This is a genomic window from Streptomyces sp. PL-25 (assembly GCF_058344915.1).
Window position 1 is genome coordinate 1,043,917 of sequence record NZ_CP136997.1, and the last position, 25,177, is coordinate 1,069,093.

Annotated in this window: 22 protein-coding genes, 2 pseudogenes and 1 riboswitch; of the genes and pseudogenes, 11 read left to right on the forward strand and 13 right to left on the reverse strand. The window is 72.6% G+C overall.

Features of this window, described 5'->3' with window-relative positions; all coding sequences use genetic code 11:
• Positions 1-99 precede the first annotated feature (99 nt).
• Together R4Z62_RS04595 and R4Z62_RS04600 are read right to left on the reverse strand one after the other, a co-directional pair.
• Positions 100-690, reverse strand: coding sequence for a Clp protease N-terminal domain-containing protein (locus R4Z62_RS04595; protein ID WP_064531526.1), 591 nt, complete (start codon positions 688-690; stop codon positions 100-102).
• A 253-nt stretch (positions 691-943) separates the two neighbouring features.
• Positions 944-1,558, reverse strand: a complete 615-nt coding sequence (locus R4Z62_RS04600) for a PadR family transcriptional regulator (protein WP_078510172.1) — start codon at positions 1,556-1,558, stop codon at positions 944-946.
• A gap of 345 nt (positions 1,559-1,903) precedes the next feature.
• Between R4Z62_RS04600 and R4Z62_RS04605 the strand changes: the two genes are divergently transcribed.
• Both R4Z62_RS04605 and R4Z62_RS04610 read left to right on the forward strand, forming a co-directional pair.
• Positions 1,904-2,851, forward strand: a complete 948-nt coding sequence (locus R4Z62_RS04605; protein ID WP_355483723.1) for a GNAT family N-acetyltransferase — start codon at positions 1,904-1,906, stop codon at positions 2,849-2,851.
• A gap of 165 nt (positions 2,852-3,016) precedes the next feature.
• Positions 3,017-3,826, forward strand: coding sequence for a PhzF family phenazine biosynthesis protein (locus tag R4Z62_RS04610; RefSeq protein ID WP_491519192.1), 810 nt, complete (start codon positions 3,017-3,019; stop codon positions 3,824-3,826).
• A gap of 43 nt (positions 3,827-3,869) precedes the next feature.
• On the opposite strand, the gene R4Z62_RS04615 is transcribed toward R4Z62_RS04610, so the two are convergent.
• Both R4Z62_RS04615 and R4Z62_RS04620 read right to left on the reverse strand, forming a co-directional pair.
• A complete protein-coding gene (locus R4Z62_RS04615; protein ID WP_389602017.1) occupies positions 3,870-4,670 on the reverse strand; it encodes a CPBP family intramembrane glutamic endopeptidase in 801 nt (266 codons plus the stop codon).
• Positions 4,671-4,836: 166 nt separating this feature from the next.
• On the reverse strand, positions 4,837-6,357 hold the full coding sequence (locus R4Z62_RS04620) for a glutamate-cysteine ligase family protein (protein WP_491519193.1): 1,521 nt from the start codon (positions 6,355-6,357) through the stop codon (positions 4,837-4,839).
• A 556-nt stretch (positions 6,358-6,913) separates the two neighbouring features.
• Between R4Z62_RS04620 and R4Z62_RS04625 the strand changes: the two genes are divergently transcribed.
• Complete coding sequence (locus R4Z62_RS04625) at positions 6,914-7,498, forward strand: hypothetical protein (protein ID WP_355485400.1); 585 nt, start codon at positions 6,914-6,916, stop codon at positions 7,496-7,498.
• Between the two features lie 332 nt (positions 7,499-7,830).
• Entirely contained in the window at positions 7,831-8,037 is a 207-nt protein-coding gene (locus R4Z62_RS04630; RefSeq protein WP_026253111.1) for a DUF5999 family protein, read from the forward strand.
• Between the two features lie 18 nt (positions 8,038-8,055).
• Here R4Z62_RS04630 and R4Z62_RS04635 read toward each other — a convergent pair whose 3' ends face one another.
• The gene (locus tag R4Z62_RS04635) at positions 8,056-8,436 is read right to left on the reverse strand and encodes a beta-xylosidase family glycoside hydrolase (protein WP_491519194.1); all 381 of its coding nucleotides are present in this window, start codon (positions 8,434-8,436) and stop codon (positions 8,056-8,058) included.
• Between the two features lie 463 nt (positions 8,437-8,899).
• Here R4Z62_RS04635 and R4Z62_RS04640 point away from each other — a divergent pair, with 463 nt between their 5' ends.
• The 3 genes from R4Z62_RS04640 (at position 8,900) to R4Z62_RS04650 (ending at position 12,070) form a co-directional block, all read left to right on the forward strand.
• Entirely contained in the window at positions 8,900-9,457 is a 558-nt protein-coding gene (locus tag R4Z62_RS04640; RefSeq protein ID WP_491519195.1) for a hypothetical protein, read from the forward strand.
• 203 nt (positions 9,458-9,660) lie between these two features.
• A complete protein-coding gene (locus tag R4Z62_RS04645) occupies positions 9,661-11,610 on the forward strand; it encodes an APC family permease (protein WP_491519196.1) in 1,950 nt (649 codons plus the stop codon).
• Between the two features lie 67 nt (positions 11,611-11,677).
• Positions 11,678-12,070: a TOBE domain-containing protein gene (locus R4Z62_RS04650; RefSeq protein WP_064537234.1), complete on the forward strand. Its 393-nt coding sequence runs from the start codon at positions 11,678-11,680 to the stop codon at positions 12,068-12,070.
• Positions 12,071-12,102: 32 nt separating this feature from the next.
• On the opposite strand, the gene R4Z62_RS04655 is transcribed toward R4Z62_RS04650, so the two are convergent.
• Positions 12,103-12,567 (reverse strand): molybdopterin-dependent oxidoreductase, encoded by a 465-nt coding sequence (locus tag R4Z62_RS04655; RefSeq protein ID WP_491519197.1) that lies wholly within the window; start codon positions 12,565-12,567, stop codon positions 12,103-12,105.
• A 199-nt stretch (positions 12,568-12,766) separates the two neighbouring features.
• Between R4Z62_RS04655 and modA the strand changes: the two are divergent.
• The 3 genes and pseudogenes from modA (at position 12,767) to R4Z62_RS04670 (ending at position 15,612) form a co-directional block, all read left to right on the forward strand.
• Positions 12,767-13,595: pseudogene (gene modA, locus R4Z62_RS04660) on the forward strand (molybdate ABC transporter substrate-binding protein).
• A pseudogene (modB, locus tag R4Z62_RS04665) lies at positions 13,592-14,438 on the forward strand (molybdate ABC transporter permease subunit). The pseudogenes modA and modB overlap by 4 nt, the downstream one beginning before the upstream one ends.
• A gap of 82 nt (positions 14,439-14,520) precedes the next feature.
• Complete coding sequence (locus R4Z62_RS04670; protein WP_491519198.1) at positions 14,521-15,612, forward strand: ABC transporter ATP-binding protein; 1,092 nt, start codon at positions 14,521-14,523, stop codon at positions 15,610-15,612.
• Positions 15,613-15,696: 84 nt separating this feature from the next.
• Here R4Z62_RS04670 and gcvP read toward each other — a convergent pair whose 3' ends face one another.
• A complete protein-coding gene (gene gcvP, locus R4Z62_RS04675; protein WP_491519199.1) occupies positions 15,697-18,582 on the reverse strand; it encodes an aminomethyl-transferring glycine dehydrogenase in 2,886 nt (961 codons plus the stop codon).
• Between the two features lie 176 nt (positions 18,583-18,758).
• A riboswitch (glycine riboswitch) is annotated at positions 18,759-18,853 on the reverse strand.
• A gap of 113 nt (positions 18,854-18,966) precedes the next feature.
• Between gcvP and R4Z62_RS04680 the strand changes: the two genes are divergently transcribed.
• Positions 18,967-19,344, forward strand: a complete 378-nt coding sequence (locus R4Z62_RS04680; protein WP_491519200.1) for a PRC-barrel domain-containing protein — start codon at positions 18,967-18,969, stop codon at positions 19,342-19,344.
• A gap of 213 nt (positions 19,345-19,557) precedes the next feature.
• Here R4Z62_RS04680 and R4Z62_RS04685 read toward each other — a convergent pair whose 3' ends face one another.
• From R4Z62_RS04685 to R4Z62_RS04710, 6 genes are all read right to left on the reverse strand, one after another.
• Entirely contained in the window at positions 19,558-21,027 is a 1,470-nt protein-coding gene (locus tag R4Z62_RS04685; protein WP_491519201.1) for a DNA polymerase IV, read from the reverse strand.
• A 114-nt stretch (positions 21,028-21,141) separates the two neighbouring features.
• Complete coding sequence (locus R4Z62_RS04690; protein ID WP_079158837.1) at positions 21,142-21,786, reverse strand: MerR family transcriptional regulator; 645 nt, start codon at positions 21,784-21,786, stop codon at positions 21,142-21,144.
• 198 nt (positions 21,787-21,984) lie between these two features.
• A complete protein-coding gene (locus R4Z62_RS04695) occupies positions 21,985-22,458 on the reverse strand; it encodes a bifunctional nuclease family protein (protein WP_026253112.1) in 474 nt (157 codons plus the stop codon).
• Between the two features lie 89 nt (positions 22,459-22,547).
• Positions 22,548-23,285 (reverse strand): transcriptional regulator FtsR, encoded by a 738-nt coding sequence (ftsR, locus tag R4Z62_RS04700; protein ID WP_064531542.1) that lies wholly within the window; start codon positions 23,283-23,285, stop codon positions 22,548-22,550.
• A 38-nt stretch (positions 23,286-23,323) separates the two neighbouring features.
• Complete coding sequence (locus R4Z62_RS04705) at positions 23,324-24,280, reverse strand: FHA domain-containing protein (RefSeq protein ID WP_079158838.1); 957 nt, start codon at positions 24,278-24,280, stop codon at positions 23,324-23,326.
• 61 nt (positions 24,281-24,341) lie between these two features.
• A complete protein-coding gene (locus tag R4Z62_RS04710) occupies positions 24,342-25,175 on the reverse strand; it encodes a DUF881 domain-containing protein (protein ID WP_491521840.1) in 834 nt (277 codons plus the stop codon).
• Positions 25,176-25,177 lie beyond the last annotated feature (2 nt).

The window sequence follows — 25,177 nt, forward strand, 5'->3', positions numbered from 1 at the left end:
GCTGGACGGCACGCACGTCTCGCGGGACGGGACGGCGGCATGGGCCGGTGCGGGCCGGCGGCGCGGGCCGGTGCGGGCCGGTGCGGGACGGCGGACGGGTCAGCCGTCCCCGGCGTACTCCTCGGCGGGGCCCCGGTCCCCGTCCGCGCCCCCTCCCCCGCCCGCTTCCGGGATACCGGCGGCCAGTTCACGGGCGTCGATCCCCGCGCGGGCGAGCACCTCGACGGCCCGCGATCCGGGCACCTCGACGATTCCGGCGAGGAGGTCGACGCCGCGGGCCGGGTCGTCACCGCGGCGGGCGGCGCGCGCACGGGCGTGCTCCAGGGCGGCCGACGCCACCGGCGACCAGCCGTCGGCCTCGGCGGCGGCCGCCTCGGTCACCACGGGCAGGGCGCCCGAGTCCTCCACGCCGCTCTGCCAACGCAGGCCGTAGCCGATGCTGCGCTGGACGAGGTAGCCGAGCAGCCGGACGATCCGCGGGCCGCCACCGCACACCTCGCGCACCTCGGGGTCCGCCTCTAGGAGCGAGTGCAGCAGGTGGGCGGTGTCGATCTGCCGGTCCGCGTCCCGCAGGGCCCGCCGACGGGCACCGGCGACCACCGCCGACAGTTCGGCACTGAGCCCGGCGTCGTCGACCGGGGGGCTGCCGTCCTGCTCACGGACCGGCTGCCGGGGGATACGGGCTTGCACATCCCCCAGCCCATCAGTCCCGCGGGCCCCGGGCATCCCCGGCGGGAAGCATTTCCGCGTCCCACGCAGAGTGGACACGGCGGGCCGGAATCTCCTCCTTACGGATGAGATCAGGTCAATTCGCACAGCAGCCGCCGGGACGCCTCACAGACGGCACCGAGCTGCTCCGCGATCCGCTCCGTGACCGGCGAAGGCGCTCCGTGGAGCGGTTCGCCCCACGGAGCGCCGGATGCCGGATACCGGACGCCGCCCGTCAGTCCTCGTCGGCGAGGATCAGGTACAGCTTCTTGCGGGCCTCGTTGATGACCGCGAGCGCCTTGTCGCGCTGTTCCTTGCTGCCGGTCTTCCAGACCTGCCCGAAGGCCTCCATCAGTCCGGCGCCGGCCTGGCGGATCTCGCCGAGAGCCTCCCAGTCGATCCCGCGCGTGGCCTCCTGCCAGGGTGCCTCCGGCGTCTCCTCGGCGGCCGCGCGGCCCTCCTCGGTGAGGGAGAAGAGCTTCTTGCCGCCCTCGGACTCACTGGCGATCAGGCCCTCGTCCTCCAGCAGCTGGAGGGTGGGGTAGACCGAGCCGGGGCTCGGCTTCCACGCGCCGCCGCTGCGTTCGGCGATCTCCTGGATCATCTCGTAGCCGTGCATGGACCGCTCCTTGAGCAGGGCCAGGATCGATGCCCGTACGTCACCGCGCCGCGCCCTCCCCCTCGGTCCGCCACGCCCTCGGCCACCCCAGGGGCCGGGTCCGAAGCCCGGACCGAAGCCCGGTCCGCCCGGCCCGAAGGGGCCGAATGCCGCCCGGCGCCCGTCGAAGTCCTCGCGGCCGCGCCAGGGGCCGTCGTGCCGGTGTCCACGCTCGAATCCATGGGTACGCATCGCCACTACTCCATTCCATCGTTGATCTGTCGCGATGCCTCAACGATATATCGGAACAGCTCGCCTGGCAACCGTCCGACGACAGCCTCGCCCGGCCGCCTGCCGACGGGCCGCCGGTCCGGGCCCCCTCAGGCACGGCGACCGGCCCCATAAAGGCATTGCGGCCCAGGTCCGGCGTCGGATAGACATGGCGGCCGAACCCCTGCCGACGCGGCAGGAGTCATGACAGCGAGAGGAGGGATAAGCCGATGATTCCCAAGATCACTGCGCTTGTGTCCTCCCGGGGCGCGCACCGCGTCTGACCCCCGGAGCGGCCGGGCGCCTTCACCGGAGCGTGCCTACACCGTGGAACAGAACGACCTGACCCTGCGTCCCCTCCGTGGACGCGAAGAACTCGACCTCTTCACCCGACTCCCCTACGGCCTCAACGCCGAGCTGGCGGACGACCTCGCCACAGGCCGTCGGCGGCCTGAATGGATGTGGGTCGCCCTGCGCGGTGACCGCCTGGTGGCCAGGGCCGCCTGGTGGAGCCGGCCGGGCGGCGGCGCACCTCTCGTCCTGGACGTCCTCGACATCGACGACGTACCGGAACCGGGTGCCGACCGCCTCGACATCGGGGAACGCCTGCTGCGCACCGCGCTGGCGGCGACCCTGCCCGACGGGGCACAGCCCCCTGACTACAGCCGCTTCGTCCCGCCGGACTGGCGCGAGGACGCCCTGCCCAGACGGATCGTCGAGGACCGCATGGCCGTCCTGGAGCGGACCGGTGCCCGGCTCTTCGTCGAACGGCTACGCCTGGAGTGGCGTCCGGAGACACCGGTCCCCGGTCCCGGCGGGCGCCTCGCGTTCCGGCCGCCGCACGACAGCGGGGAACTCGTGTCCCTGATGACGTCGGCGATGGACGGCACGCTCGACGCGCACGGCCGCGCCGACCTGACCCGGCTGTCCCCCCGGGAGGCGGCCCTCAAGCACTACGAGGAGGAACTGGCCCTCTACACCAGCCCGCGGGACTGGTGGCGGGTCGCCACCCTGCCCCGGGGAGAACCGGTGGGATTCGTCCTGCCGGCCCACAACGGCTACAACCCGATCATCGCCTACATCGCGGTCCTTCCCGCGCACCGCGGCAACGGCTACATCGACGACCTTCTCGCCGAGGGCACCCGCGTCCTCGCCGAGCAGGACGTCCCGCGCATCCGTGCCTCCACGGACCTCGGCAACGTCCCGATGGCGAACGCGTTCCGACGCGCCGGATACGTCAACTTCGAGCGCGAGATCAACATGACCTGGGGCTGAACCGGGTCGGCCGGGCGCCGGGCGCGGACCGCGTGCGCGCCCGGCGCCCGGCCGGCTCCGGGCTCCGGGCTCCGGGCTCCGGGCTCCGGGCTCCGGGCTCCGACCAGGCCGCCGGACCCGGATTGGCCTTGGCCCGGGTCCCGCCGGGCCCTCTACCGTCGGCGCATGCGGATTCGTATCGTCGATGCCTTCACCGACCGTCCCTTCGCGGGCAACCCCGCCGGGGTCCTGCTCCTCGACGCCTTTCCCGAGGACCCGTGGCTCCAGCGGGTCGCCCTGGAGGTCAACCACGCCGAGACGGCTTTCGCCCACCCGCTGCCCGCGGGCGGCGGGGCCGACTGGGCGCTGCGCTGGTTCACCCCGGCCACCGAGGTCGCGATGTGCGGGCACGCCACGCTCGCCACCGCGCACGTCCTGCACACCACCGGTGCGCACACGGGGCCTGTGCGCTTCGCCACCCGCAGCGGCGTACTCGCCGCAGCCCCCGCCGACGGCGGCGCGATCACCTTGGACCTGCCGACCGCCCCGCTCACCGCGGTCGCTGTCCCGGACGGGGTCGCCGAAGCCCTCGGCGCCACGCCCCGCACCGCCTTCGACACCGGTCCCGACGTCGGTGACCTGGTGCTGGAACTGGCCGACGAGAAGACCGTCCGGGGCCTCGACCCCGATCTCAGGGCGCTGGCCGCGCACTCGGCGCGCGGCGTCATCGCCACCGCGCGGGCCGAGGACCCCGCCCGCGGCTACGACTTCGTCTCGCGGTGCTTCTTCCCCAACATCGGCATCGACGAGGACCCGGTGACCGGCAGCGCCCACACCGCCCTCGCCCCCTACTGGTCCGAGCGCCTGGGCCGCCCCGCCCTCACCGGTCTCCAGGCCTCGCCGCGCTCCGGCCTGGTCCGCACCGAGCTGCGCGGCGGACGCACCCTGCTCACCGGGCACGCCGTGACGGTCATCGAGGGCGAACTGCGCGTCTGAGGCCGCGTAAGGGACGTGCCTCCGGAGCGCGGGCCCGGCCGGGTCAGGCCGTCGGCAGCCAGTCCACCTTCCCCGCGAGCAGGGCGTAGCCGACGAACGCGCCGATGTCCAGCAGCGAGTGGGCCACCACCAGCGGTCCGACCCGGCCCCACCGCCGGTACAGCCAGACGAACACCACACCCATGGCCATGTTGCCGAGGAAGCCGCCGATGCCCTGATAGAGGTGGTACGAGCCGCGCAGGACGGCGCTGCCCGCGAGCGCGGCTCCCGGGGTCCAGCCCAGCCGCCCCAGCCTGCGCAGCAGATAGCCGACGACGATCACCTCTTCGAGGACCGCGTTCTGCACCGCGGACAGCACCAGCACCGGGTACTTCCACCACACGGAGGGCAGCGCCTCGGGCACCACGGTGAGGTTGAAGCCGAGGCCGCGGGCGGCGAGGTAGAAGGCGATGCCGGTGCTGCCGATGACCGCCGCGACGGCGGCCCCGCGGCCCAGGTCGGGCCAGGGGCGGGTGCGGTCGAACCCGAGGGTGCGCAGGCTCTGCCCCTCGCGCAGCAGCAGATGCGCGACGAGCGCGACGGGCACCAGGGCGCTCGCGATCCCGAACAGCTGCCAGGCCAGGTCGAGCCAGGGGCGGCCCGGGGCGGCCGAGGCGTTGAGCGTGGCCGCCTGGTCCTTGAGGCCGCCGGGTTTCGTGACCGAGCCGACAAAGCTGATCAGGGCGGAGACCCCGCTCGCCCCGAGCGAGAGCGCCAGGACGAGCAGCGTCTCGTCCCGGAGCGCACGCCGTGACAGCCGTTCGTCCGCATAGAGATCGGTCCCCGGTCCCGCCTCCGCCTGCACCCGCGCCTCCCGTTCACGTCCTGAGAGGTCACAGCTTGCCCGATCCGCTCCCTCCCGGCACGGCCGCCCCCCGCCGGGTGCCCGCCCGGCGCGGCGCCCCCGGCCGGGGCACACCCTCCGGCCGAGGGCGCCCGACGGCCCCGCGGAAACGATCCTCCCCGGGGGTTCAGCGCAGGGGCACCGGCTCCGGAAGGCCCACCGGCCAGGTGTGCACCGGCTCGCCCAGCCGCATCAGCTCGCAGTAGCGCCGGGTCGTGGCCGCCAGCGCCGCCTCCCGGTCCAGGCCCTGCTCCTCGCGGGCCCGGTGGTAGGTGTCGGCCTGCCAGCGGGCGCCGTTGGTCCGGCGCCGGCAGCGCTCCTCGATCACACCGAGGTAGCGGTCCCGGTCCGCCGGCTCCACGCCCCAGGAGTCCAGCCCGGCCGCGGCGAGCGGCAGCAACTCGTCGCGTACGAGGGTGACGGCGTCGGTCTCGGCCGTACCCGAGGCACGGCCCCGCCGCGGCCAGGTGAACCGGGCGTCGATGCCGTGCCGGCAGGCCGCGTCGAAGTTGGCCGCCGCCGCCTCGAAGGGCAGCCGGGTCCACACCGGCCGCAGCTCCTCCGCGAGGGCCCGCACCAGCCCGTAGTAGAAGACGGCGTTGGCGACCACGTCCGTGACGGTCGGCCCGGCGGGCAGGACGCGGTTCTCCACGCGCAGGTGCGGCACCCCGTCCGCGACGTCGTAGACGGGGCGGTTCCAGCGGTAGACGGTGCCGTTGTGCAGGACCAGCTCGGCGAGTTTCGGCACGCCGCCGGCGTCGAGCACGTCGAGCGGATCCTCCTCGTCGCAGATCGGCAGCAGCGCCGGGTAGTAGCGCAGGTTCTCCTCGAACAGGTCGTACGCCGAGGTGACCCAGCGCTCGCCGAACCAGGTGCGCGGGCGGACCCCCTGCGCCTGGAGCTCGGGCGGGCGGGTGTCGGTGGACTGCTGGAACAGGGGCGGGCGCGACTCGCGCCACAGCTCGCGCCCGAACAGGAACGGGGAGTTGGCGCCGACGGCGATCTGCGCGGCGCTGGCCGCCTGCGCGGCGTTCCACACGTCCGCGAACCGCCCGGGGGTGACCTGGAGGTGGAGCTGCACGGAGGTGCAGGCGGCCTCCGGGACGATGGACTTCGAGGTGCAGACGAGATGTTCCACCCCGTCGATGTCCAGGGAGAAGTCCTCGCCGCGGGCGGCGACGATCTGGTCGTTGAGCAGGGCGTAGCGGTCGACGTCGGAGAGGTTCGAGGAGACCAGGTCGTCCCGGTCGAGGGTCGGCAGAATACCGATCATCGCGATCGAGGCGTCCACCTCCCCGGCTTTCCGGTCGGCATATGCCAACGATGTCGTCAGTTCCTCCGCGAGGCGGTCGAATACCCGGCCGCCCAGCCGGTGCGGGGCGATGTTGACTTCCAGGTTGAACATCGCGAGTTCGGTCTGGAAGTCCCGGCTCGCGATGCGCTCCAGTACTTGCGCATTCAGCATTTTCGGCATCCCGTCGGAGCCGACGAGATTCAATTCGATCTCCAGCCCCATGAGGTTCTTGGGGCGGTCGAACCGCTTCTCCTCCAGCAACCGCTCCAGCCCCTTCAGGCATCGCCTGAGCTTGTCGCGGTAGCGGTTGCGATCGGACAGGTCGAACTGGCCTGCCACGACCTTCTCCCCCATCGCAGCGTCCTTCCTCGCTCGGGCGGGCCCGATGCTCCGGCCGCCTGGGTCCTGGTCAGGTGGGATGATGCCCCGCCAACGCGATCGATAACGTCCCGTCGCGGCCCGGCACCGACTACGCTTGTCTCCTGTGTCCACAGGCACATTCACGCGGCATGAAGCACCCGGCTGTATCGGGTGCCCCTGAGAAGTCGTGAAAAACGCCGACGACAACGAGCCGTCCACCGAATCGGCATCACCCGAGGTCATCGCGGCGCGGTCCGCCGAGAACTGGGATGATTCCCGCATATCACCGGCCGAATGAACCCTTGTCGCCCCTGCCGGAAACAGGTAGACGAAACAACACCAGAACATGTGTCGTATAAACTCGGCACCACGGCAGAAGGTCGGCGTCCATGACCCTGGACCCGTCGTCAGGGTCAAGCGGCAGGCCGCGCTCCGTCACCCCGTTCACCGGAAACCCCGGCTGCGCCACCCTGCCCCGAGAGCTGACAGCGCCGTCCGCCCCCGCCCCGCCCTCGCGCCACCGTGCCTGTCGAATGAGAGGCGACCCACCATGCCGCTGCACGTCCCCCCGGCCCCCGCGCCCGCACTCCGTTCCGTCCTCACCGCCCTCGGTTCCCCCACCGCGGTCCGCGAGGCACGGATCCCCGCCCTCCATGCAGCGCAGGCCCCCGCGACCCCGGAACTCCCGCTGCCCGTGCACGTCCTCGACCGGATCACTCCGGCGGGAATCTCCGCGACCCGGCTGGCCGGGTGGCGCTTCCTGGTCCGCTGCGGCGATCACGCGGTGGCCGCGGCGGAGACCCGGCTGACCCCGGACGGCTGGACCTTCTCGCACTTCTTCGAGGGCCCCTACGTCGCCTCGACCGAGCGCGCCCTGCGCCAGGCGGAGACCCTGCCGCAGCCCTACCAGCCGCGCCTGCTGTCGATGCCCAGCCTGTACATGCTCACGCTGTGGCTGCACGGCGACCTGTCCGAGGACGGCGCCGCCGGCCACCCGGCCGCCACCGATCTCCTCATCCCGCTGACGCCCGCCCCGCCCGGCGTCCCGGCCCATGTGCCGCACCGGGTGGCCGACCTGTTGCCGGTCCTCGCCCACCGGGTGACTCCGGTACGGCTCCTGGGCTCCCCCGCCTGAGGGCCGCCGCTCGTCGTCGTAGGACCACCGCGGGGCCCTCGCAGGACCCCGCGAAGGTCCGCCGTTCTCCCCTGACCCGACCGGACTAGCCCCATCCGGCCCCCTCGAACCATCCGAAGGGACCCCGCGGTGGAGGTGAACCGCTCGCGCGGGTGACGCGTCTTGAATCTGTGAGAGACGGTGCCGCGAAATTCCTGCGGAATCACGTCCGCGGGGCAACACTGGTTTCAGTCCGACTCATCAAACGGGGGGCGGCCATGGCCGATGCCGACAGCCGCAGGACACAGACGACAGCCATCCCGGACCACACGACACAGCGAGAGATCCCGCCCATGTGCCAGCACCAGACACCGTGTCCGTCAGCCGACTCCGCCGACCGGGAGTCCGCCCGTCTCGTGGCGCACCACCCGGAGCAGGGCTGGAGCCTGCTGTGCAACGGCGTGCTCCTCTTCGAGGACACCGGTGAGCTGCTGCCGGACGGGCAGATCATCGCCCCGCACCGCCCGCTGGGCACCGACCGGGTGATGACCGCGGCCTGAGCACGACGGGCGGCTCCGTCACACGGACCGCCCGCCCACCACGGGGCCGGGACGCACACGCCTGTGCGGCCCGGCTCTCGCGCGCCTCACCACGGGCGGGCTGTGCTCGAACCAGTCGAACGCCGCGCCGGACCGATGCGCGCCGTCACGCTCGCCGTCCCCCGCAGACTCCCGGCCGTAGTGGTGCGCCTCGTCCAGGCACACGGACAGTCCGGCCCGGCCCGAGCCGATGTCGCCCCGGCCGCCCGTACGGCAGTCCGGGTGCCGCTCCCGGCGGCCGACGAAGGCGTGGCCGGGCCGGTCGAGGCTGTCGCCGGTCGCGGTCAGCGTCAGCCACCCCGGGCGGCGACCGAGCGACCAGGAGTCGTCCGGTCTGCCGCGCGGGGGGGGGGGAGCCACCGCGGTGCGAGCGCGGGCCCGTCGAAGTCGTCGCGGGCCGGTTCGGGCGGCAGCGGGTGCCAGGCGGCGGAGGCCGGGCGCCGCTCGCGGACCGGGCCGGCCCGCGGCCGGCCGTCCACCCACTCGACGGGCACCAGGAAGGTCTCCCGGCCCAGCACATGGAACTCGGGAACTCCGGGGAAGTACCCGCGCGGACGCGTCCCAAAGATGCCGGACATTTCGCCATGGCCGGCGAATCTTGCGAAGCAACCCGCGCCGCAGGGGCGGCCCGCGGACGCGAACAAGCGACCGGCGGCGATACGCGGCGCCTGCGTGCGCGGGGCCGCGGACGACGCACGCGGGCGGCGCACCCGGGGCCCCGCCCCGACCGGTCCGCCTGCGCGGCGTCAAGAACGGCCGACCGCACGTCAGGGCCGTGTCAAGGGGTGCGGTCCGGCGCGCGCGGGGTCCTAGCGTGGAGGTCATGGGGTACGGCTACGAGACTCGGCGGGGCGTCGGCGCACCCGCGCGGCGGTCCGCGCCACCGGCGGGCGACCGCCACTGGGCCCGGGAACTGCACACCGCGCTGCGGTGCGCTGCGGCGCTGCTCTGCCTGCTGCTGCTGATCGACGCGGGCACGGGCGCGCTGACCTGGTGGCGCGGGCTGCTCTGGCTCACGCTCGCGCTGCTGCTCCTCGGCGTGCTCTGTCCGCCCCGGGTGAGCGCGGGCGAGGGCTGGCTCTCCTGCCGGACGCCGCTGCGCCGCCGCCGGGTGCGCACCGACTCGCTGGTGTCGGTGCGGGTCGTGGACGGTGTCTCCCGGCGACTGGTCCTGCGGGACGCCCTCGGCGGCCGCGTCGAGATCGATCCGCGGATCCTGGTGGACAACCCCGGCCTCTGGTACCACCTGGCGGAGGACGCGCGGACATCGGCGGCGCGCGGCCTGCTGCGCTGCGGGACGGACGCGCTGCGTGACCTTGAGGAGCGGGTGGACCGCGAGACGACACGCACCGTGTTCCGGATCTCGGGCCTCGAACCCTGACCAGGACGCCCCGCCGACCCTCATCCGGGGGCATCCGCGCAGGTGGGACGGGGCTGTTCTTAACGGAAGATTGACGCCCGCCCGGCCCATCACGCATGGGCCCGCACATCACTCTCCGCATACGCTGGTGCCCCGTCCGCAGGCCGGCCGGACTCACACGCCGAGCCGTCGTCCGGCCCGGCCGCACCTTTGGAGCAGGGCCGATGGCCACCACCGAGCACCCTCCCAGCCGGCTCCACGCCTGGATGCTGAAGGGCCTGTCCGACATGGGCAAGGGCGTGCAGCAGGGCCCGCACGCCGCGCCCGAGCCCCCGCACAAGGGGCAGCGCTGGTGGCGGGTCATGTGCCTGACCGGGGTCGACTACTTCTCCACCCTCGGCTACCAGCCGGGCATCGCGGCACTGGCCGCCGGGCTGCTCTCGCCGGTCGCCACGCTCGTCCTGGTGCTCGTCACCCTCGCGGGCGCCCTGCCGGTGTACCGCAGGGTCGCCGAGGAGAGCCCGCACGGCCAGGGTTCCATCGCGATGCTGGAGCGCCTGCTGTCGTTCTGGCAGGGCAAACTGTTCGTGCTGACCCTGCTCGGGTTCGCCGCCACCGACTTCCTCATCACCATCACCCTGTCGGCCGCCGACGCCTCGACGCACCTGGTGGAGAACCCCCATCTGACGAACGTGCTGCACAGCCACCAGATGCTGATCACGCTGATCCTGCTGGCGCTGCTCGGCGCGGTGTTCCTCAAGGGCTTCCTGGAGGCGATCGGGGTCGCGGTCGTCCTGGTCGGCGTCTATCTGGCGCTGAACGTCGTGGTGGTCGTCTCCGGCATCTGGCACGTCGTCACCGCCGGGCACCTGGTCACCGACTGGACGGGCGCCCTGACCGCCCAGCACGGCAGCGTCTTCGCCATGGTCGGCGTGGCCCTGCTGGTCTTCCCCAAGCTCGCGCTGGGCCTGTCCGGCTTCGAGACGGGTGTCGCCGTGATGCCGCATGTGCGCGGTGACGCCGGTGACACCGAGGAGCGGCCGACCGGCCGGATCCGGGACACCAGGAAGCTGCTCACCACGGCCGCCCTGATCATGAGCTGCTTCCTCATCGCCACCAGCTTCATCACCACGCTGCTGATCCCCGCGGCGGAGTTCAAGCCCGGCGGCGCGGCCAACGGGCGTGCGCTGGCCTACCTGGCGCACCACTACCTCGGGAACGCCTTCGGCACGGTCTACGACGTCTCGACCATCGCCATCCTGTGGTTCGCGGGTGCCTCCGCGATGGCCGGGCTGCTGAACCTGATGCCGCGCTACCTCCCCCGCTACGGCATGGCCCCGCACTGGGCCGGCGCGGTGCGCCCGATGGTCCTCGTGTTCACACTGATCGCCTTCCTGGTCACCTGGATCTTCGACGCGAACGTCGACAAGCAGGGCGGCGCGTACGCGACCGGTGTGCTGGTGCTGATCAGCTCGGCGGCCATCGCGGTGACCATCGCCGCGCACAAGGCCGGCCAGCGCGGCTGGACGGTCGGATTCGCGGTGATCTCGGCCGTGTTCCTGTACACGACCGTGGTCAACGTCATCGAGCGCCCGGACGGCGTGAAGATCGGTGCCTGCTTCATCGCCGGGATCATCCTCGTCTCGCTGCTGTCGCGGCTGGCCCGTGCCTTCGAGCTGCGGGTGACCAGTGTGACGCTGGACCCGATGGCGGAACGTTTCGTCAGGGACATCGCCAGCCGCAAGATCCGGATCATCGCCAACGAGCCCGACCGGCGCGACAAGGCCGAGTACCGCGACAAGATCGAGCAGATCCGCTCCGACAACGACATCCCCGACACGGATGACTTCGTCTTCGCGGAGGTCACGGTCACCGACCCGTCCGAGTTCGAGTCGGGCCTGACGGTGCGCGGCGAGGTCCTGCACGGCCGCTACCGCGTCCTGGCCCTGGAGTCGGCCTCCGTCCCCAACGCCCTGGCCGCGCTGCTCCTGCGCATCCGCGACATGACGGACCGCACCCCGCACATCTACTTCGAGTGGACCGAGGGCAACCCCTTCCACAACTTCCTGCGCTTCTTCCTCTTCGGGCAGGGCGAGGTCGCCCCGGTCACCCGCGAGGTGCTGCGCGAGGCCGAACCGGACCCGGCCCGGCGCCCCCGCGTCCACACCGGATGAGCACACCCCGGCACTCGCCGCCGCCCCTGCGTCCGCCGCGCCGGTCCGGGGCCCTATCGTGACCGGCATGCAGTCCTACACCATCGGCCAGGCCGCCCGCCTGCTCGGCGTCAGCCCGGACACCGCCCGCCGCTGGGCGGATGCGGGCCGGGTGGCCACCCACCGCGACGAGGGCGGGCGGCGGCTCATCGACGGGCGGGACCTCGCCGCCTTCTCGGTCGAACTGGCCAAGTCCGGCGGCGAGGAGGACCCCTCCTACACCTCGGTCCGCAACGCCTTCCCCGGCATCGTCACCGCCATCAAGCTCGGCGACGTCGCCGCGCAGGTCGAGATCCAGGCCGGCCCGCACCGCCTGGTCTCGCTGCTGACCCGGGAGGCCGTGGAGGAACTCGGCCTGGAGGTCGGCATGGAGGCCACCGCCCGGGTGAAGTCGACGAACGTGCACATCGACCGGACGTGACCGCCGGGCGGGGCCGGTCCTCCGGCCGCCGCTCAGGCCGCCACGGCGCCCGCGCCGTATCCGCCGTCCACCCGGATCGCCCTGATGCCGCTGACGTAGCGCGCCCCGCAGCGGTCCTGCGGAAGCACCAGCTGCGGTCCGTCGCCGTCCAGCGGTACGTCGTCCAGGGCCACCGCGAGCAGCACCGGCGCCGCCCCGAAGTCCGGGTCGATCTCCGCCCAGGACAGCAGCGTACGGTGCCCGTCCGCGCCCGCGACGTCGATCAGGAACCGCAGCCGGTCCTTGCGCCGGGCCGGGTCGAAGCCGGGCCCGGCGTCCGCCAGCACGTCGTACAGCCGGGGCCCGGCGAAGCGGTGGCGCCGCACCCCGCTGGTCGCGCAGTCGAAGCTGACCCGGGCCCGGTGTTGGGGCCAGCCCAGCAGGTCCGGCACGGTCAGACGCGCCGGTCGGGTGAGGTCACCGGTCAGGACGAGTTCGGCGAGCGGCACGGCCACCACCTCCGGCAGGTCCGTACCCGCGGGACGACACCGTACAAACGCACATGCGACCCTGAGATACGGAAGCACCAGCTCATGCGAAGCAACAGGAGACTTATGCCTCGCACTTGCGGCAGTATCATCGCGGCACGGCCCCGCACGGCCGTGCCAGGGCGCGACACCTTTCTTTTTCGTGCACGACCAGAGGAGTAGACCCGTGATGACCCGTTCCGTGCGCCGGACCCGGACCCTGCAGGTGGCCGGTGCGGGAGCCGTGGCCCTGCTGGCCCTCAGCGCCTGCTCCTCCTCCGACTCGTCCTCGTCCTCCGACGCGCCCTCCGGCGGCTCCTCGGCCTCCTCAGCCCCGAAGCTGTCCGGCACCGTGACGGTCTTCGCCGCCGCGTCCCTGAAGGAGAGCTTCACGACGCTCGGCAAGGAGTTCGAGCAGCAGCACCCCGGCACCAAGGTGGCCTTCAACTTCGGCGGCAGCGACACCCTGGCCGCGAGCATCACCAGCGGCGCCCCGGCCGACGTGTTCGCCGCTGCGAGCGCCAAGACGATGAAGATCGTGACGGACAAGAAGGACGAGGGCGCCGCGCCCGTCACCTTCGTCCGCAACCAGCTGGAGATCGCCACCCTGCCCGGCAACCCGGACAAGATCGCCTCCCTGAAGGACCTCACCAAGTCCGGTCTGAAGGTGGTCCTGTGCGACAAGACGGTGCCGTGCGGCGCCGCCGCCCAGAAGGCGCTCACTGCCAGCGACCTCAAGCTCACCCCGGTCTCCTACGAGCAGGACGTCAAGAGCGCCCTGACCAAGGTGGAACTGAAGGAGGCCGACGCGGCCGTCGTCTACAAGACCGATGTGCACGCGGCCGGTGACAAGGTGGAGGGCGTGGAGTTCCCCGAGTCGGCCAAGGCCGTCAACGACTACCCGATCGCCCCGCTGAAGAACGCCCCCAACACCGCCGGCGCCAAGGCGTTCATCGAGCTGGTCACCTCGGCCGAGGGCCAGAAGGGTGCTGTCCCAGGCCGGCTTCCTCAAGCCGTGACCGTGACCGACAAGGCCGGCGCCGTGACCCGCGGAGGCGGGGCACGGCGCCGGCGTGCCGTCCGGGGCGTGCCGCTGCCGCTGCTGCTGCCCGCCCTGGTGGGCCTCGCCTTCCTGCTGCTGCCGCTGCTCGCCCTGCTGATCCGCGCGCCCTGGCGCAGCCTGCCGGACCAGCTGACCAGCACCGAGGTCTGGCAGGCGCTCCAGCTCTCGCTGGTCAGCGCCACCGCAGCGACCGCCGTGAGTCTGGTGCTGGGCGTGCCGCTGGCCTGGCTGCTGGCCCGCACCCGACTTCCCCGGCCGCGGCCTCGTCCGGGCCCTGGTGACCCTGCCGCTGGTGCTGCCGCCGGTGGTGGGCGGTGTGGCGCTGCTGCTGGCGCTCGGGCGCAACGGCGTGGTCGGGCAGTGGCTCGACTCCTGGTTCGGGATCACGCTGCCCTTCACCACGGCCGGTGTGGTGGTCGCGGAGGCGTTCGTGGCCATGCCGTTCCTCGTCATCAGCGTCGAGGGCACGCTGCGCGCCGCCGACCCGCGCTACGAGGAGGCGGCCACCACGCTCGGCGCGTCCCGCTTCACCGCGTTCCGCCGGGTCACCCTGCCGCTGATCGCGCCCGGCATCGCGGCGGGCGCGGTGCTGGCGTGGGCGCGGGCGCTCGGCGAGTTCGGCGCCACGATCACCTTCGCCGGGAACTTCCCGGGCCGTACGCAGACCATGCCGCTGGCCGTCTACCTGGCGCTCCAGGACGACCCGGCCGCCGCCATCGCGTTGAGCCTGGTGCTGCTGGCCGTGTCGATCGCGGTCCTCGCGGGTCTGCGGGACCGTTGGATGACGGCGTCCTCATGAACCGAGCCGCGCCGCGCCTCCCGCTCCCTTCCCGCTCGCCCTCCCCTCCCCCGGACGGCCCCGCATCCTGGACGATCGCCTCATGACCGACATCGACGAGACCGCGCACCGGGTCCGCGCAGGCGACGGGCCCGACACCGGACTCGACGCCCACCTCGTCGTCGACCGGGGCGGCTTCCGGCTCGACGTGCCCCTGACCGCCGCGCCCGGCGAGGTCGTGGCGCTGCTCGGCCCGAACGGCGCCGGGAAGACCACCGCCCTGCGCGCCCTGGCCGGACTGGTCCCGCTGACCGGCGGGCGGCTGCGGCTGGACGGCGCCGAGCTGGAGCGCACACCGCCGGAGAAGCGCCCGGTCGGGGTCGTCTTCCAGGACTATCTGCTCTTCCCGCACCTGTCCGCCCTGGACAACGTGGCCTTCGGCCCGCGCTGCCAGGGCGCGACCAGGGCCGAGGCCCGCGCACAGGCCGGCGAGTGGCTGGCGCGCATGGGCCTGGCCGATCACGCCGGGGCCAAACCGCGCCGGCTCTCCGGGGGCCAGGCCCAGCGGGTGGCCGTGGCCCGCGCGCTGGCCACCCGGCCGCGGCTGCTGCTCCTGGACGAGCCGCTCGCCGCGCTGGACGCCCGCACCCGGCTGGAGGTGCGCGCCCAGCTCCGCCGGCACCTCGCCGAGTTCGAGGCGGTGGCCGTGCTGGTCACGCACGACCCGCTGGACGCGATGGTGCTGGCCGACCGGCTCGTGGTCGTCGAGCACGGCCGGGTGGTGCAGGAGGGCACCCCCGCGGAGATCGCCCGCCGGCCGCGCACCGACTACATCGCGCAGCTCGTCGGTCTGAACCTGTACCGCGGGCGCGCCGAGGGGCACCTGGTGCGGCTGGAGTCCGGCACCGCTCTCACCACCACCGAGAAGCTCACCGGACCGGCCTTCGTCGCCTTCCCGCCGGGCGCGGTCACCCTCCACCGGGAGCGCCCCGCCGACACCAGCGCGCGCAATCTGTGGCGCTGCGAGGTCGCCGGTCTGGAGACGCACGGCGACCGGATCCGCGCCGACCTCACCGGCGAACTCGCCCTCGCCGCCGATCTGACGACGGTCGCCGCCGCCGAGCTCGGGCTGGAGCCGGGCGCCGGGGTCTGGGCGGCCGTCAAGGCGGCCCAGACCCACGCCTACCCGGCCTGACCCGGGCGGGCCCGCGCACACGGGAGGGGCCCCGCGCCGGCCGCTGCGGGCCGGGGCGGGGCCCCTCGTGGACGTACCGTCCGCTCAGTCCTCGTACGCGTCCAGCGGCGGGCAGGAGCAGACCAGGTTGCGGTCGCCGAACGCCTGGTCGATCCGGCGCACCGGCGGCCAGTACTTGTCGGCCGTGGAGACACCGGCCGGGAAGACGGCCTCCTCGCGGCTGTAGGCGTGCTCCCACTCGCCGCCGAGCGCGGCGGCGGTGTGCGGGGCGTTGCACAGCGGGTTGTCGTCGGCGGGCCAGGCGCCCGAGCCGACCTTGTCGATCTCGGCCCGGATCGCGATCATCGTGTCGCAGAACCGGTCCAGCTCGGCCAGGTCCTCGGACTCGGTCGGCTCGATCATCAGCGTCCCGGCCACCGGGAACGACATCGTCGGCGCGTGGAAGCCGTAGTCGATCAGCCGCTTGGCGACGTCGTCCACGCTGACACCGGTCGCCTTGGTCAGCGGACGCAGGTCGATGATGCACTCGTGGGCGACCAGACCGCCGGGGCCGGTGTAGAGCACCGGGAAGTGCGGCTCCAGGCGCTTGGCGATGTAATTGGCGGACAGCACGGCCACCTGCGTGGCGCGCTTGAGGCCCTCGCCGCCCATCAGCCGGACGTACGCCCAGGAGATGGGCAGGATGCCCGCCGAGCCCCAGGGCGCGGCGGAGACCGGTCCCACGCCCGTCTCCGGGCCCGCGGCGGGCTGGAGCGGGTGGCTGGGCAGGTACGGCGCGAGGTGCGCGCGTACGGCGACCGGGCCGACGCCGGGACCGCCGCCGCCGTGCGGGATGCAGAACGTCTTGTGCAGGTTCAGGTGCGAGACGTCGCCGCCGAAGTGGCCCGGCTTGGCGAGGCCGACCAGGGCGTTGAGGTTGGCGCCGTCGACGTAGACCTGGCCGCCGGCCTCGTGGACCTGGGCGCAGATGTCCGCGACGTGCTCCTCGAACACACCGTGCGTGGACGGGTAGGTGATCATCAGCACGGCGAGCTGCTCGCGGTGCTGCTCGATCTTGGCGCGCAGGTCGTCGACGTCGACCTCGCCGTCCTCGGCGGTCTTCACCACGACGACCTTCATCCCGGCCATCACCGCGCTGGCGGCGTTGGTGCCGTGCGCGGAGGACGGGATGAGGCAGACGGTGCGCTGCTCGTCGCCGTTGGCGCGGTGGTAGCCGCGCACGGCGAGCAGACCGGCCAGCTCGCCCTGCGATCCGGCGTTCGGCTGGAGGGAGACCTTGTCGTAGCCGGTGACCTCGGCGAGCCGGTCCTCCAGCTCGCGGATGAGGGTGAGGTAGCCCTGCGCCTGCTCGGCGGGGACGAAGGGGTGCAGCTGGCCGAACTCGGGCCAGGTGACCGGCTCCATCTCGGTGGTCGCGTTGAGCTTCATGGTGCAGGAGCCCAGCGGGATCATGCCCCGGTCCAGCGCGTAGTCGCGGTCGGCGAGCTTGCGCAGGTAGCGCAGCATCGCCGTCTCGGAGCGGTGCTGGCTGAAGACGGGGTGGGTGAGGTAGGCGTCGGTGCGCAGCAGGTCCTGGGACAGGACCTGGCCGGCGGCGGCGTCCAGCGCGTCGATGTCGCCGGTGGCGCCGAAGGCGGACCACACGGTCCGCAGCTGGGCGCGCGTGGTGGTCTCGTCGCAGGCGATCGAGACGTGGTCGGCGTCGACGAGGCGGAGGTTCACGCCGCCCTCGCGCGCGGCGGCGACGATCTCGGCGGCGCGGCCCTCGGCGCGGACCGTCAGCGTGTCGAAGTACGCCCCGTGGACGACGGTGGCGCCGCCCGCCTTCAGGCCCTCGGCGAGGACGGCGGCGTAGCGGTGGGTGCGCAGCGCTATGTCCTTCAGGCCCTCGGGCCCGTGGTAGACGGCGTACATGCCGGCCATGACGGCGAGCAGCACCTGCGCGGTGCAGATGTTGCTGGTGGCCTTCTCGCGGCGGATGTGCTGCTCGCGGGTCTGGAGGGCGAGGCGGTACGCCTTGTTGCCGTCGGCGTCCACGGAGACGCCGACCAGGCGGCCGGGCAGGCTGCGGGCGAACTGCTCGCGCACCGCCATGTAACCGGCGTGCGGTCCGCCGAAGCCCATCGGCACGCCGAAGCGCTGCGTGGTGCCCACGGCGATGTCCGCGCCCAGCTCGCCGGGGGACTTCAGCAGGGTGAGGGCGAGCAGGTCGGCGGCGACGGTGACCAGGGCGCCCAGCGCGTGCGCCTGGTCGATGACGGGCTTGAGGTCGCGGACGGCGCCGGAGGCGCCGGGGTACTGGAGGAGGACGCCGTTGATGTCGCGCTCGGCGAGCGCCGCGGGGATGCCGTCGCTCAGGTCGGCGACGACGACCTCGGCACCGGCCGGCTCGGCGCGGGTCTCGATGACGGCGATGGTCTGCGGCAGCGTGTCCGCGTCGACCAGGAAGAGGCCCTTCTTGTTCTTGCCCATGCGCCGGGACAGCGCCAGCGCCTCGGCGGCGGCGGTGCCCTCGTCGAGCAAGGAGGCGCCGGAGGTCGGCAGACCGGTGAGGTCGGCGACCACGGTCTGGAAGTTCAGCAGCGCCTCCAGGCGGCCCTGCGAGATCTCCGGCTGGTACGGGGTGTACGCCGTGTACCAGGAGGGGTTCTCCATGACGTTGCGCAGGATGACCGGCGGGGTGAACGTCCCGTAGTAGCCGAGTCCGATCATCGAGCCGAGGACCTGGTTGCGGTCGGCGAGGGAGCGCAGCTCGGCCAGCACCTCGGCCTCGGTGCGGGCGCCGGGCAGGTCCAGGGTGTCGGCGTTCTTGATCACGTCCGGCACGGCGGCGGCGGTGAGTTCGTCGAGCGAGCCGTAGCCGACCTGCGCGAGCATCTTGGCCCGCGCCTCCTGGTCGGGCCCGATGTGGCGCTGCTCGAAGGGGATGCCCTGTTCGAGCTCGGAGAGCGGAATGCGCTGGGCGGTCATTGCGGAGGCCTCCTGGTCTGACGCGACCTTCGAGGGACACCACGGCGCGGGTGTCCCGACGGCCTCCCCCTCTGTCATCTCAACCTGAGAGCTTCACCGGGTCGTCTGCGGGCGCCCGGCTTTCACCGTCGGTGAGAGCGGACGCCGTCGACACCCGCTCTGCTTTCCAGAGTGACCTCGTCCGTGCGGTACGTGGGCCTGAGAGATTCCGGGGAGGATTTGCTCCTTCGGCGCCTCCGGTGTTGCTGGAGGACTCTCCCGCACGGGGTCAGCAGCCGCTGCCAGGGTACCAGCGGGCCGGGAGCCCGAGCCTTCGAGTGGCCGCCCCGCCTAATGTGCTCTTTTGTAGTGCTTACGGATGAGTTGCGACCCTGTGGAGGGACCGTGCTGACCGAGATCGATCCGCGCAACCTGATCGGCCGCAAGGCGTTCGACTGCAACGGCCACAAGATCGGCACGGTGGACGAGGTCTACCTCGACGACGCGACCGGTGTGCCCGAGTGGGCGGCCATACGCACCGGCCTGTTCTCCCGGGACGCCTTCGTGCCCCTGGAGCCCAGCGAACTGGTCGAGGGCGCCCTGCGCATCCCCTTCGACCGCGCCCTGATCAAGGAGGCGCCGGACTTCGGCGTCGGCCGCCACCTCTCCCCGGAGCAGGAACTCCAGCTCTACCACCACTACGGCCTCGACGTGACACCTCCGGTCGCTCCCCCGGACCGCGACTTCGGCAAGCTGGCGGGCTCCGGCACGGAGGAGCCCTGAGCAAGCCCCGGCCCGCACACCCCCTCCGCACCTCCCTCCCGCACTCACCGGCTCCCTGCCCTCCCTGTCCTTCCCGCGCCCGGCCCCGGTCGCGGTCGCGGTCGCGTACGGCCCGGTTCCCGTCCCGCCGGCTTCACCCACCCCGGCACCGGGCCGCACCGACCGCACCGCCGGCCTGGCCCTGCCACGCACCACACCACACCGCACTGCTGCTCATCCGACGCCCAGCGCGGTCCCGCCCCCGGGGGCGCCCGCGGCGCCCTTCGTGCCCGGGGCACCCGCAGTTCCGGTTCCGGGGGTGGCCGCCGTATCGGCCTCGGCCTCGGCCGCCGGTTCCGTCGCCTCCGCCGGTCTTCGCCGTACCAGCGGCAGCGGATCCGCCGGTTCCAGAGCCGGGTCGTCCACGCGGAAGGTCCTGATCCGCCCCGGCGCCGACTGCGGTGTCTCGAAGCGGACCGTGACCCTGCCGACGCCGCTGCCCTGCACCCAGCCGTGTCCGTGCTCGCTGTGCCGTACGTCGTGCCCCGCGGACCAGTGCCGCTCGGCGGGCTCCGCCGGTTCCGGTGCCGGTTCGTCCACGGGCTCCGCCTCGGGACTCTCCGCCGCCCCGCCGGCCGCCTGGGCGAACAGATCCTCCTGGGTGTAGTCGGCGAGCCCGGACACGCCCACACCGAGCAGCCGCACTCCGCCGGTGGTGTCCACCGAGTCCAGCAGCCGGGCGGCTGCCTCCCGCACCACCGCGGGGTCGTCGGTGGGCCCGCGCAGCGTCTCCGACCGGGTCAGCGTGGAGAAGTCGTACCGCCGCACCTTGAGCACGATGGTCCGGCCCGACAGCCCGGCCCCACGCAGCCGCCCCACACAGCGGTCGGCCAGCCGCTGCACCTCCAGGCCCACCCGCAGCCGGTCGTGGATGTCGATGTCGTAGGTGTCCTCCACCGACACCGACTTCGTCTCCCGCTCGGCGACCACCGGCCGCTCGTCGTGGGCCAGCGCCATCCCGTACAGCGCGTGCCCGTGCGCCTTGCCCAGCAGGCGCACCAGCTCGTCCTCGCCCGCCTCGGCGAGCTCGTCGACGGTGTGGATCCCGGCCCGGCGCAGATGGTCCCCCGTCGCCGGTCCCACGCCCGGCAGCGTCCGCACCGACAGGGGGCCGAGGAGGGCGCGCTCCGTGCCCGGTTCGATGAGGACGAGACCGTCCGGCTTGGCCCGCTCCGAGGCGATCTTGGCGAGCATCTTGGAGGCGGCCAGGCCGACCGAGCCCGTCAGCCCCGTGACGGCCCGGATGTCGGCCCGCAGCCGCGCTCCCGCCAGCCGGGCCGATTCCGCGTCCGAGGCCGCTCCCCCGGCCTCCAGGTCCACGAACGCCTCGTCCAGGCTCAGCGGCTCCACCAGCGGGGACAGCGCCCGCAGCAGCCCCATCACCTGCTCGCTGATCGACCGGTAGAAGCCGAAGCGCGGCACCAGATACGCGGCGTTCGGTGCCAGGCGGCGCGCCTGGGCCATCGGCATCGCGGAGTGGACGCCGAAGACCCGCGCCTCGTACGACGCGGTGGCCACCACACCGCGCGGGCCCAGGCCGCCCACCACGACCGCCTTCCCGCGCAGGCTCGGCTTGGACGCCTGCTCCGCCTGGGCGAAGAAGGCATCCATGTCGAGATGCAGGATCGTCGGCGCGCTTCTCACATCTCCGATGCTGCACCACGCCACTGACAATGCCCCCGGCGCGGCGCACGACGCGCGCTCACGCGGCCGTCCGCGACCGGGATCCGGCCCGCCGCCGAGCGGGCCCGGGGGCGGTCAGACCGCCCGGTTGCGGCGTCTGGCCAGCTCGTCCCCGGGGTTGTGGCCGACCAGGGTCTCACCGGTGTCGACACGCTCGCCGTGCAGCTGCGACAGGGCGCTCTCCACATCGCGCCACACCACTCCGACGGCGATGCCGAAGATGCCCTGGCCGCCCTGGAGCAGGGCGTGCACCTCGTCGGGCGAGGTGCACTCGTAGACCGTCGCGCCGTCGCTCATCAGCGTCATGCGCTCCAGGTCGCTGAACCCCTGCCGGCGCAGGTGCTGCACGGCGGTCCGGATGTTCTGCAACGAGACACCGGTGTCCAGGAACCTCTTGACGATCTTCAGGACGACGACGTCGCGGAAGCTGTACAGCCGCTGGGTGCCGGATCCGTGGGCCGGGCGCACGCTCGGTTCGACCAGGCCGGTGCGGGCCCAGTAGTCCAGTTGCCGGTAGGTGATGCCGGCCGCCGCACAGGCCGTCGGGCCCCGGTAGCCGATTTCCTCGGACGCCATGGACGCCGCCCCTTTGCCGCTCGGCACGGCCGCCGGCCGCTGCGGAGCCTGGTCGGCCGCGCTGTCGTGAAGCCGGTACGGACCGCTTCCCCCGACGTCGATCCCGGGGGCACCCCCAGCCGTACCGTCGCCGCTGCTTCTCACGCCGACCTCCGTCCTTGACCTGCCTCCTCGACGGTAGGCAGTCACCACGGGTGCGTCAACGATCGCCACACTCGGCACGCCGAGTGATAATCACCCTAAGAGTGGTTTCCCGTGCCCCACCGCGGGGAAAGGCTAGCCGAATGCCCTCGTGAGGGGCTCAAGGGCACCCCGGCCGACCGCTGGCACATGCGGCTGTTCTCACTGGCTGCTGGTGCCGAAGTCCTCCGGCGAGATCTGGTCGAGGAACTCGCGGAACTTCTCCACCTCGTCCTCCTGCTCGTCCGGGATCGCGATGCCCGCGTCGTCGAGCACCGTGTCACTGCCGTAGATCGGCGTGCCGGTGCGCAGCGCGAGCGCTATGGCGTCGGACGGGCGGGCGCTCACCTCCACTCCGCTGGCGAAGACCAGCTCGGCGTAGAAGACGCCCTCGCGCAGATCCGTGATGCGTACTTCCGTCAGCTCCTGGCCCACGGCTTCCAGCACGTCCTTGAACAGATCGTGGGTCAGCGGACGCGCGGGGGCCATGCCCTGCTGCGCGAAGGCGATCGCCGTCGCCTCCCCGGGGCCGATCCAGATGGGGAGGTAGCGGTCGCCTCCCACTTCACGCAGGAGCACGATCGGTTGGTTGGAGGGCATTTCGACCCGGACACCTACGACATCGAGCTCGTTCACACAGCAACCCTAGGCCGTGCCCGGGACGTTTGGGTAGTCGGGCCGGGAACGGAAGGCCGATCCGGCCGCCGGACGGCCGCCCGGCACCCTCAGGGCAGCCGCACCCCGAGCGCGGTCTGCACCAGCGCCGAGTGCAGCCTGACCGTGAGCGCGGCCAGCTCCTTCGTACGGTCCTCGGCGTGCACCCTGGTCTGCGGGTTGCGGTGCCGTCTGAGCGGAGCCACCACCTGGTCGACGAGCCCGGCCTCCCGGTCGGCTGCGGCCTTCATCACCCGCAGATGACGGGGTTCGATGCCGAAACGCCCCAGCTCGCGGATGAGCGAGGCGACGGTGACGGTCTCGGCGTCGTAGGTGCCGTCCTCCAGTGGGGTGACGAGCCCGTACGACTCCCACTCCTGGAGGTCCCGGTCCTCGATCTCCGCGGCGGCCAGCAGCCCGGCCCGGCCGATCCGGGCCGCGGCCGGTGCCTCGGTCCGCCGCGGGACCGCCTCACCGCCGCGCTGCCGGCCGAGCACCGGCAGCTGCACCGCCTCGCCCCGCTCCACCGCGTCCAGATACTCGCGGATCACCTTCAGCGGCAGATAGTGGTCCCGCTGCATCCGCAGGACCCGGGCGAGGCGCTCGACGTCGTCCGCGCTGAACTTGCGGTACCCCGAGGGGGTGCGCCGGGGCTCCACCAGGCCCTCCGCCTCCAGGAAGCGGATCTTGGAGATGGTGACCTCGGGGAACTCCTCGCGCAGCGCGTTCAGCACCGTGCCGATGCTCATCAGCCCACTGTCCGCGGCGGTGGTGCCGTGCCCGGCACCACCGCTCGGTGTATGAAGCATGGACCTTCCCTGGGTTCCCCGGACGGCGTCCGGGGAGGTCAGTAGCCCTGCCGGCTCGAGTAGAAGACCAGCCGGTACTTGCCGATCTGCACCTCGTCGCCGTTGGACAACGGGACCTCGTCGATCCGCTCCCGGTTCACATACGTGCCGTTCAGGCTGCCGACGTCGGCCACCGTGAACGAGCCGTCCTGGACGCGGCGGAACTCCACATGGCGACGCGAGACCGTCACGTCGTCGAGGAAGATGTCGCTCTGCGGATGGCGGCCGGCCGTGGTCAGCTCGCCGTCCAGGAGGAAGCGGCTGCCCGAGTTAGGGCCGCGGCGCACCACCAGCAGGGCGGAGCCGAGCGGCAGCGCGTCGACGGCGGCCTGCGCCTCGGGCGAGAGCATCGGCGTCTGGCCGGTGGCCTCCGCGTCGTAGGCCTCCAGACCGGAGATGGAGATCGTGGACGTCGTCTCCGACGCACGCTCCGGCACCGCCCCGGGCCTCAGCGGCGCGCCGCAGTTGGAACAGAAGCGGCTGTTCTCCGCATTGCGGTTACCGCACCTCGTACACACCAGGGCCGACATGGACGGATCCTCCTGCCGCGGCTGCCCCGCCGGGGAATGGGACGCGTACGGGTCGGCGGCAAACCCTCCACCCGCACCTGAGGTTGACGGTTGGCCGAAACCTATGCCGCCGGCCTGGGCAGGGTCAACCGACGGCGCGCCGTGGCCACCGGAAAAGTCACCGCCCTGACCGGCGACCTGGTCCCTGAACAGCGGGCGCTGGCCCTCCGCCGCGCCGGGCTGTGCGCGATGGCGGGCGGTCGCGTTCTCGCCGCCCTCTCGCGCGCTCTTGCCGAACAACTTCGCAAACAACTTCACGGGCGATTCCCCTTGACCGAAACAGACCCGCCCGTGGGGCAGGACGAACCCTGACGTCGTACACCGGTCGACCCGGACATCCTCACAACGTCCGTATCCACCAGACAGTTTCCACCACGCACCACCCAATCGGTGCGCCGACCCCCCGCAACCTCATGCCCCTGCTCGACGGCGGCCATGCACCCCCGGTTCACTGCGAGGACGACCGAGCGTAGTCAGGCAGCTTCGCTGCTCGCAAGGCGTCCACGACGATCTTGTCCGAACGCTCGACGGACACGGTGGCCTGCTCCTTCTCCAGGGTCTGCACCACGCCTCCGGGGATGTTGAGCGCCGGCTCCAGGTCCTGCGGCTTGCCGATGACCTGGAAACGAAACGGCGTATTGATCTTGTTCCCGTCGACGTCCACGCTCTTGCCGGAGTCCGTCAGATAGGTGCCCGCCACCACGCGCACGCCGTTGACCTCGATGGCCTCCGCACCGGCGGCGCGCAGCTCCTGTATCGCGTCGAGCAGCATGTCGGCCCGGACCGTCCCCTTCGTGTCCTTGATGGTCATTGTGATGCCGGGTCCCTGCGCGGCCACCGTGCCTGCCAGGATGCCCAGTTGCCGTTCCTTCTCCTCGGTCTGCTTGCGGGCCTCCTCGGCCTGGTCCGAGCTGTTCTCCAGCTCCTGGCGTTGCTTCTCGAGGCCCTGCTTCTCGTCCTCAAGACGCTGAGTACGGTCGTCCAGTTCATCGAGGATGCGTACAAGATCTTCTTGCCGGGCGCCGCGCAGGGCGTTGTCGCTGTCGCTGTTGGACGCGACCTGGATGGCGAGGCCGAAGCCCAGCCCGAACAGCAGTACGGCGACGACGAGTTGGGCCCGGGTGAACCGCGGCGGCCACAGCCCCTGCGCCAGCCGCTGCCGGCCGGTGAGCGAGGGCGCCGGCGCTTCGCGGTCCGGATCGGCGCCGGGGGCCTGGGCCGGCACCTCCGCGGGCAGTTCCTTGCGCAGCCGGTTCTCCGGCGCCTGGTCCCGGTCGTTCATCG